This is a genomic window from Stenotrophomonas sp. MH181796 (assembly GCF_009659995.1).
Classification (GTDB): Bacteria; Pseudomonadota; Gammaproteobacteria; order Xanthomonadales; family Xanthomonadaceae; genus Stenotrophomonas; species Stenotrophomonas riyadhensis.
On sequence record NZ_RAHU01000006.1, the window covers coordinates 422,581 to 431,111 of the forward strand.

The window sequence follows — 8,531 nt, forward strand, 5'->3', positions numbered from 1 at the left end:
ATGCGCTGGGTCATGCGGGATCTCCTTGGCGCAGGACGGTGATCGCCTTGCGCAGGCGGGCGATGTCGATGGGCTTGCTCAGGTAGCCCTGCATGCCACTGGCCAGGCAGCGCTCGCGTTCTTCGGCCGTGGCATTTGCGGTGGCGCCGATCACCGGCACCCGGTTGCCGTCATCGCGCAGCTGTCGGGCCAATGCATGGCCATCCATACGCGGCATGTTGATGTCGGTCACCACCAGATCGAAGGCCTGCTCGCGGCACCGCTGCAGCGCGTCCATGCCGTCCTGGGCCAGTTCCACCTCGCAGCCGAGGGTGCGCAGCTGCTCGGCCAGGATCACCCGGTTGATTGGATTGTCTTCCACCGCCAGCACGCGCAGGTCCAACGGCATGTGCGGTGCCGCACTCCTGGTTTCCGGCAGTGCTGCCCGCTGTTGCTGGAGGCTGGCCAGAGCATTGCCGATCGCGGTCATGCCATGCAGGGTCACCACCAGGCTGCCATCGGCCGACACCATCGGCAGGTCACCGCCGTCGATGGAGGCCACGACCCGTGGGCCCGTCCATGCCAGTGGTGTGCTGGCTTCGCCGTCCATCAGGATCGCACCGTCATGGTCAAGCAGGGACGGATCACCCAGCAGGGGCTGGGCGTTGGCACCCCAGCGCTGCAGCCAGCCGCAGGCGCTGTCGACCAGTTCGCGGTCGCGGCCACGCACAAGGATCGGAGGTTCCGGCTGCAGCCGCGGACCATCGTCGGCCGCCGCCAGCACCGGCAGCGGCAGGCGAACGCTGAAGCTGCTGCCCAGCCCCGGTTCGCTGACCACCTGCAGTTCGCCGCTCATCAGGCGCACCAGCCGGTCGCTGATGGAAAGGCCGAGCCCGGTGCCCTGTGCACTGGCGGCGCCGCGGACCTGGCGGAACGGCTCGAACAGCCGCGCCTGTTCCTCGGCGGCGATACCTATGCCGGTGTCGGTGACCTGCCACGCCAGCACACTGGACTCACCTTCGCGCTGTACCTGGCGCACCCGCAGCACCACGCGGCCATGCTCGGTGAACTTGATCGCGTTGCTGAGCAGGTTGCCAAGGACCTGGCGGATGCGGTCGGCATCTCCCAGGACGCGCGTCGGCAGGCACGGGTCGGTGCAGACCAGGATCTGCAGGCCCTTGCAGGTGGCTGCTGCGGCAAAGCTGCGCAACACGCTTTCGGTCAGTTCGCGCGGCGAGAATGCGCTCGGCTCCAGGCTCAGCTGGCCCGACTCGATCTTGGAGACATCCAGCACATCGCTGATCAGCTGCAGCAGCACCGATGACGAACTCTCGATGGTACGCAGGTACTGCGACTGCCGCGCATCCAGCGTGGTATGGCCCAGCAGTTCCAGCGTGCCCAGCACGCCGTACAGTGGGGTGCGGATTTCATGGCTCATGGTGGCCAGGAACGCGCTCTTGGCCTGGTTGGCCGCATCGGCGGCCTGGCGTGCCGATGACAACGCTGCCTGCGCCTGGCGGTGCCGGGAAATGTCATGGAAGACGCACAGCAGCACGTCATCGCCCTGGTAGCGGCAAGCGGCGTGCAGCACCTGCAGCTGGCGACCATCGCGGGTGGTGAACTCCAGTCCACGTCCGCGCTCGCCAGCATGCCCGCGCCAGGGCGCCTGCCAGTCGCTGTGTTCACCTTCTTCGCCCAGCCAGTCGCGCAGCAGCTGGTTGGAGAGCAGCAACTGGCGGTCGCTGCGGCGCAGGACGCAGATGCCGACCGGCGCCATGTCGATCACCGTCGAGCTGAAATCCAGGTTCTCCAGCAGGCGACGGTGCTGCTGCAGTGCCGGCTGGATCAGCTGGCGGTCGACACGATGCCGCAGCAGGCGCAGTGCGAAGCCGGCCAGCAGCAGCAACAGCGTGCAGATCAGAAGAGGCACTGCCAGATCACCCAGCAGCAGCTGCGGCGGCAGGTGGTAGACCAGCCGCCAGCCGTCATTGCCGACACTCTTCACCAGCGCCACGCCGCGCGGCAGACCGCTGCTCCACAAGGTGCCGAAGCTGTCGTCCTGGCGTTCCCGAAGTGTCTTCCAGCCAGCGCTGTCCAGCCGGGGGGCCTGGCTCGACAGCGCAGGCTGTCCGCCACGATCGAGCAACGCATAGCCGCCGATGCCCTGGCCATCGATCATGCTTGCCGCTGCTGCACCATCGAGCAGCAGCAACAGCCACCGCGTCGGGTGGGGTCCGGCCTGCACCGGCCGGGCCAGTGCAACGCCGCTGTCCCCTGGGCGCAGCCAGTACACCGGGGCGTCGCCCTCAAGGCTGCCGCTGCGCGCCTGCAGCGCACGCAGCGAAGGCAGGTGCGCCAGGTCGACGTCGACCTCGCCGCCGGCCAGCCAATGCGCGCCCTCTGCATCGACCAGCATCAGGTACGTCTGCAGCGCCTGCAGCGTGTGTTCGGCGCGCGTCGACAGCAGCAGTCGCTGACCGGGCTGGCCGCCAGCACCATCCAGCGGCACCTGGCGCATGCCTTCGCTGTCTGCCGCAGGTGCATCCAGGTTACCGGTCAGCACCGAATCACCCAGGTACCGCAGCAGCGCTTCGCGCTGGTCGAAATAGATCTGTGCCTTGTAGGCCGCTGCATTCATCTCGCGGCGATGGGTCGAGATGTCCTCGGTGAACGCTGCGAGCAGGTAGAAGCCGGCCGCGGCGGCCAGGCAGATGAAAACACTCACGGTCAGGCAGCGCAGCAGCACCGACGCGGTGGTCGATGGCACGGCCTGCTGCAGCGAAGGGCGAGGGAAGCGGAACATGCAACGATGCTAGGGAGCGGTGCGGACGGCGCGGAATCAGCCGTTTCCTAAAATCTCCCGCGGGCCAGCCGCGCTGTCGCATGTGCGCGGGAACCGTTCAGGCGGCGGAAAAGAAGAACCCCCGCCGAAGCGGGGGTCTCCTGTATCGACGTTGGGCGGGAGCTTACAGCGCGCTGCCACCGAACTTGTGGGTGTACTGCAGGTTGATGGTGCGGCCGACGCTGTCGAACCAGGACACGTCGTAGTACGGATACGCGGTGTAGGTGGCGTCCTTCGGCGGCATCTTGTTGAACACGTTGACCACCGACAGCGACAGGCGCGAATGGTCGTCGAAGCGGTACTGCAGCGACGCGTTGTAGCGGTAGGTCGCCTTGATGTACGGGCTGTCGCCGCTGTCCCACTTGAACGACTGGTCGTAGTTGTCCGAGGTCGGCAGCTTGCCCAGCCGCGATCCGTAGACGGTGGCCGACCACGCGTCCTTCTCCCAGGTCACGCTCAGGCTGGTCTTGGTGCGCGGAATATCGAAGCCGCTGTTGACCGCGAACTGGTCCAGGGTCGGATCACCCGGGTAGCGCTGGAAGTCGTGCTTCTTCACCCAGGTATGGGTGCCGTTGAGGATGAAGTCGCCGATGCCGGTCTGCAGGCGGTAGCGCAGGCCGACGTCGATGCCCGAGGTGGACTCGCGGGCGACGTTGATCGGTGCCACGCGCACGCCGTACAGGCGGCCGTCGCTGGTACGGGTGATGCGGTCGAGCGCGTCCACGCAGGTCGGCGAATTGATGTCGGCACTGCCGAGGCGGCAGTTTGCTTCGTTGGCCAGGATCGTGCGCACGTCCATGTCCTGCACCTGCTTGCGCATGTCGATGTCGAACCAGTCCACCGACAGGTCCAGACCGATCGCCGGCGACCAGACCAGGCCGGCACTCCACGAGGTGCTGGTTTCCGGGTCGAGCTGGCGGTTGCCGGTGCGGCTGCGGATCAGGTTGCGCTCGTAGTCGGAACAGTCGCTGGCACCGTCGGCGCGGCAGCTGTACAGGTCTTCGGCGGTGGTCTCGTCGTTGCCCGGGCCGGCGAACACGTAGTGCAGGTCCGGTGCGCGGAACGCGGTGCCATACGAGCCACGCACCAGCAGGGTGTCGATCGGGCGCCATTCCAGGCCGCCACTCCAGGTCGCCTTGCCGATGGTGTGGCCGGAATAGCGGTACTGGTCATAGCGGCCGGCCACGCTCAGGTTGACCGTCTCATGCAGCGGCATGCGCAGCTCGGCGGCGGTGGCCCAGCGGTTGCGCGACCCCTGGCCGTCCGAGTCCTTCCAGCTGTAGTAGTAGTACTGGGTGGCCAGCGGATCGGGGTTCAGCGCATAGGCCTGCTGGCCCACTTCCACGGTCGCGGCGAACCCGGCATCACCGCCCGGCAGGCCGAACAGCGCGGAATTGGTCAGGGTGAACGCGGCCGTCTCGGTGCGCGACTTCGGCGTATAGGTGGTACGCGCGGCGATCGAATCGTACTCGGCGCGGGTCAGCGGCCGGTACAGGCGCGACGGGTCGGCGTTGTAGATCGGGAAGCCGTCGTCGTCCACGCCCAGCTGCGGGCCCAGGAACAGATCATTGGCCTTGGCGGCGATGATCTGCGCCCAGCTGATCCGCGACTGGTACTGCGAGTGGCTCAGTGCCGCTTCGTAGTCCCAGTTGCCGGCCAGCTTGCCCTTGAAGCCGGTGGTCACGCTGAAGGTCTTCTGCGTGCTGCGCACCATCGCATTGTTCAGGCCGCCCATCTCTTCGGGCGAGAACTGGCGCTGCCAGAACTCGATCTCGCCGGTGGCCTGGTTGTTGAAGTAGCCCGATTCATCACCGTTGGCATCCATCCGGCCCCACTTGGTGACGTCGCGCATCAGCGACATCGTGTGGTAGCCCAGCTGCACATCGGCGAACCACTGCTGGCCGTTGTCGAAGTCGTAGCTCAGCGACGCATAGCCATTGGCGCCACGGCGCTTGCTGAGGATGGTGCCGTAGCCGATCGAGCTGTCGCTGCCACAGTAGTAGCCGTAGCGCGGGCGGTAGGCGCGGTAGGTGCTGCCCTGGTTCTGCCCGGCCAGCGCTTCGCAGGTGGCCGCGCCCGGATCCAGGTAGTCGTCGTTGTAATCCGTGCGCAGGTACGCGCGGCGGGCGATGCGTGAGCCCTCGGTCGGGCCGTCCTGGGTCGAATCCTGGATGTCGCGCTCATACGCCCACAGCGGGGTCTGCGACTGCAGTTCAACGCTGTACACGGCGTTGAAGTTGCCGCGGCTGAAGCCACTGGCCAGGCTCATGTCGAACGACTCGCCACCGCCTTCGCTGGTGGTGCCCATGCGCATGTCGACGGTGGTGCCGTCGGCCTTCTTCTTCAGGATGAAGTTGACCACGCCGGCGATCGCGTCCGAACCGTAGATGGCCGAGGCACTGCCGGTCAGCACTTCGATGCGCTCGATCATGCCCAGCGGGATGTTGGAGACGTCGGTGAAGTTGCTGCGGCCCTTGAACGGCATCGGGAAGTCGGCGATGCGGCGGCCATTGACCAGTACCAGCGTGTGGTTCGGGCCGAGGCCGCGCAGGTCCACCTGCTGGGCACCCGGCGAGAAGTCGGCACCGCTGGACGACTGCTGGCTCTGCGTCTCACCGCCGTTCTGGGTCATCGACCGCAGCACGTCGGGCACGGTGGTGAAGCCGCTGGAGCGGATCTGCTCGGCGCTGATCACCGTGATCGGGGCGGGACCTTCCACCTGGGCGCGCGGAATGCGCGAACCGGTGACCTGCACCGCGTCCAGTTGTTGAACCGAAGAGGAAGCCGGTGCCTGGGCCGCCGCGGAAGCAGCCACGCCCATCAACGCCAGCTGGATCGACCACGCCATCGCCTTTCTACGCATGAGGAATTCTCGGAAATGAAGCCGGCCCGCAGAGGAGGGGCCCTGTCCCCCATTCAGATTTCGGGAATGGGCGCGCGCATTTAACGCCTTTTTTATGTCCTTGACTACTGGGTCTCTATCTGGCAAAGAGTGAAAGCGCTTGCAAGTCGATTTTGTTCAGGGAGATCAAGATGCGACGCCTCCATCGGACCCTGCGTGCCCCCATCGCCTGGCTGGTGCTGCTGGTGTTGGCCGTGCCGTTGGCCGCCCCTGCGCAGGACCTGCAGGGCCCGGGCTTTGCCTACTACGAAGCCGGGGATCTCGACGCACCCCGCCCCGGCCCGCGCGCGCCGGCCATGATGTTGATGGGGGGCGGCGAATGGGTGCCGGAGGCCTTCCAGTGGTGGCTGAAGCAGGCCGGTAACGGCCGCGTGCTGATCCTGCGTGCTTCCGGCAGCGACGAACTGCAGGACCGGTTGTATCGCGAAATCGGCGGTACCACCGCGGTGCAGACCCTGGTGTTCGACAGTCGCCGCGGCGCCGACGATCCGGCCGTGCTGCGCGTGGTTGCCGCAGCCGACGCCATCTTCATTGCCGGCGGCGACCAGTCGCGCTACATCCGTTTCTGGAAGGGCACCGCGCTCAACCGCGCGCTCAACGCCCATGTGCGCGCCGGCAAGCCGATTGCCGGCACCAGCGCCGGGCTGGCCATCCTCGGCGGCTACGCCTATGGCGCCATGGATGGCGGCAGCATCACCTCCGCCGGTGCGCTGGCCGACCCGATGGGCAGTGCAGTGACCATGGACAGCGGATTCCTGCAGATGCCCTATCTGCAGCGGGTGGTCACCGATACCCACTTCGACAAGCGCGACCGGCTCGGTCGCCTGATCGTGTTCGTGGCGCGTGCCGCACAGGACAGCGGCGACCCGGACATCGTCGGCATCGGCGTCGATGAAGACACCGCGCTGTGCGTGGAGCCGGATGGCCAGGCGCAGGTCTACAGCGCCGACGGCGAGGGCAAGGTCTGGGTGGTCAGCCCGGGCCGTGATGCCGATCGCCTGGTCAAAGGTGAGCCATTGCGCTTCCACGCGGTGCCGGTGACCGTGGTTGCCAGCGGCAGCCGCATGCGGTTGGACGACTTCCAGGCCGACGCGGACTATCAGGCGGTGGCCGACATCAGCGACGGCGAGATTGAAGTCGTCCGCCAATGATCGTCCTTCCCGGTAGTGCCGGCCGCTGGCCGGAAGCCGGTCTGCCCTGATGCGGCCCCTTGCCGGCCAGCGGCCGGCACTACCATGCAATCCATTCCCTCGTCCTGCTGGAGACGTATCCGATGAAACTCCGCCTGGCGCTGTCCGCGCTGCTGTCCCTGCCATTGCTGGCCCAGGCCGCTCCGGCGACCTCGCCGTTGCTGGTCATCCACGGTGGCGCCGGCGTCGAGCGCAAGGACCTGTCGCCGGCCGAAGAGAAGGCTGCGCGCGATGCGTTGCGCGCAGCGCTGCTGAATGGCCATGCCGAACTGGCGGCCGGTCGCCCGGCGCTTGCCGCGGTCACCGCGGCAATCACCGTGCTGGAGGACGATCCGACCTTCAACGCCGGCAAGGGCGCGGTGTTCACCCATGACGGCCACAACGAGCTGGATGCCGCAGTGATGGACGGGGCCACCCAGGCTGCGGGTGCGGTGGCCGGCGTGCAGCGGGTGCGCAATCCGATCCTGCTGGCACAGACCGTGATGCAGAAGTCCAGGCACGTGATGATGGTTGGGCAGGGCGCCGAAGCATTTGCGGTGGAGCAGGGCATTCCCCTGGTGGATCCGTCGTACTTCCGCACCGAGAAGCGCTGGCAGCAGCTGCAGCGCGCGCTGAAGGAAGAAGCCAGTGGCCAGGCGCATGCCGACCTGGAGACCGCAAAGCACTTCGGTACCGTGGGCGCGGTCGCCCTGGACGCACAGGGGCAGCTCGCCGCCGGCACCTCCACGGGCGGCATGACCAACAAGCGCTATGGTCGGGTGGGCGACTCCCCGATCATCGGCGCCGGAACCTGGGCCGACGCGCGCTGTGCGGTCTCGGGCACTGGCTGGGGCGAGTACTACATCCGCACCGCGGCCGCGCACGAGATCTGCGCGCGCATGCGCTACCAGGGGCAGACCCCGGCGCAGGCAGGCAGGGGCGTGATCAACGAGACGATTCCGAAGATGGGCGGCGACGGCGGTGCGATCGTGCTCGCCGCAGACGGCAAAATGGCCGCGCCGTTCAACACCCAGGGCATGTATCGAGGGTGGATTGGCGCCGACGGTGTCCCCCATGTCGCAATTTTCGCCAGCGAGACCCTGCCGGTCCCCGGTCAATAACCTTGCGTATCAATGGGTTTGCGACAACGTGTGAAAAAGATGGAAAAAAGCGTTGACAGCCCCCCGTCCCATCAGCAGAATAAGCGGCTCACCACCACACACCGCAACGCTTCGGCGGCAACGGAATGGGGTGGTAAGGAGGGATACCCAAGCGGCCAACGGGGGCAGACTGTAAATCTGCTGGCTTACGCCTTCGGTGGTTCGAATCCACCTCCCTCCACCAGTTTCACGTTGTGACATTCCCGGCGCGGGAGTAGTTCAATGGTAGAACCTCAGCCTTCCAAGCTGATGGTGCGGGTTCGATTCCCGTCTCCCGCTCCATTGGATGAACTTTGAATCTTATCGAGTTCATGTCATAATGCAAAACTCGGCTCACGTAGCTCAGTCGGTAGAGCACTTCCTTGGTAAGGAAGAGGTCGAAGGTTCGATTCCTTTCGTGAGCACCATCTTAAGCATCACCTCTCAGACGAATTCGAGATAAGCAGCCATGGCCAAGGGTAAGTTCGAGCGCACCAAGC

4 protein-coding genes and 3 tRNA genes are annotated in these 8,531 nt (G+C 66.3%); 5 read left to right on the forward strand and 2 right to left on the reverse strand.

Annotated features, from left to right (window positions below; genetic code table 11):
- Positions 1-10: 10 nt before the first annotated feature.
- Positions 11-2,782 (reverse strand): response regulator, encoded by a 2,772-nt coding sequence (locus D5301_RS17085; RefSeq protein WP_153856352.1) that lies wholly within the window; start codon positions 2,780-2,782, stop codon positions 11-13.
- 163 nt (positions 2,783-2,945) lie between these two features.
- Complete coding sequence (locus tag D5301_RS17090; protein ID WP_110711146.1) at positions 2,946-5,684, reverse strand: TonB-dependent receptor; 2,739 nt, start codon at positions 5,682-5,684, stop codon at positions 2,946-2,948.
- Between the two features lie 170 nt (positions 5,685-5,854).
- Between D5301_RS17090 and D5301_RS17095 the strand changes: the two genes are divergently transcribed.
- The 5 genes from D5301_RS17095 (at position 5,855) to D5301_RS17115 (ending at position 8,459) form a co-directional block, all read left to right on the forward strand.
- Positions 5,855-6,874 (forward strand): cyanophycinase, encoded by a 1,020-nt coding sequence (locus tag D5301_RS17095; protein ID WP_153856353.1) that lies wholly within the window; start codon positions 5,855-5,857, stop codon positions 6,872-6,874.
- Positions 6,875-6,996: 122 nt separating this feature from the next.
- Positions 6,997-8,013, forward strand: coding sequence for an isoaspartyl peptidase/L-asparaginase (locus D5301_RS17100; protein ID WP_153856354.1), 1,017 nt, complete (start codon positions 6,997-6,999; stop codon positions 8,011-8,013).
- Between the two features lie 137 nt (positions 8,014-8,150).
- Positions 8,151-8,236: transfer RNA gene (locus D5301_RS17105), tRNA-Tyr, on the forward strand.
- A 24-nt stretch (positions 8,237-8,260) separates the two neighbouring features.
- A tRNA-Gly gene (locus D5301_RS17110) sits at positions 8,261-8,334 on the forward strand.
- A gap of 49 nt (positions 8,335-8,383) precedes the next feature.
- Positions 8,384-8,459, forward strand: a tRNA-Thr gene (locus tag D5301_RS17115).
- The last annotated feature ends 72 nt before the right edge of the window (positions 8,460-8,531 follow it).

Excerpts from the sequence above, each read along its gene's own strand:
- D5301_RS17085 (WP_153856352.1), bottom strand. The coding sequence starts at position 2,782 with ATGTTCCGCTTCCCTCGCCCTTCGCTGCAGCAGGCCGTGCCATCGACC.
- D5301_RS17090 (WP_110711146.1), bottom strand. The coding sequence starts at position 5,684 with ATGCGTAGAAAGGCGATGGCGTGGTCGATCCAGCTGGCGTTGATGGGC.
- D5301_RS17095 (WP_153856353.1), top strand. The coding sequence starts at position 5,855 with ATGCGACGCCTCCATCGGACCCTGCGTGCCCCCATCGCCTGGCTGGTG.
- D5301_RS17100 (WP_153856354.1), top strand. The coding sequence starts at position 6,997 with ATGAAACTCCGCCTGGCGCTGTCCGCGCTGCTGTCCCTGCCATTGCTG.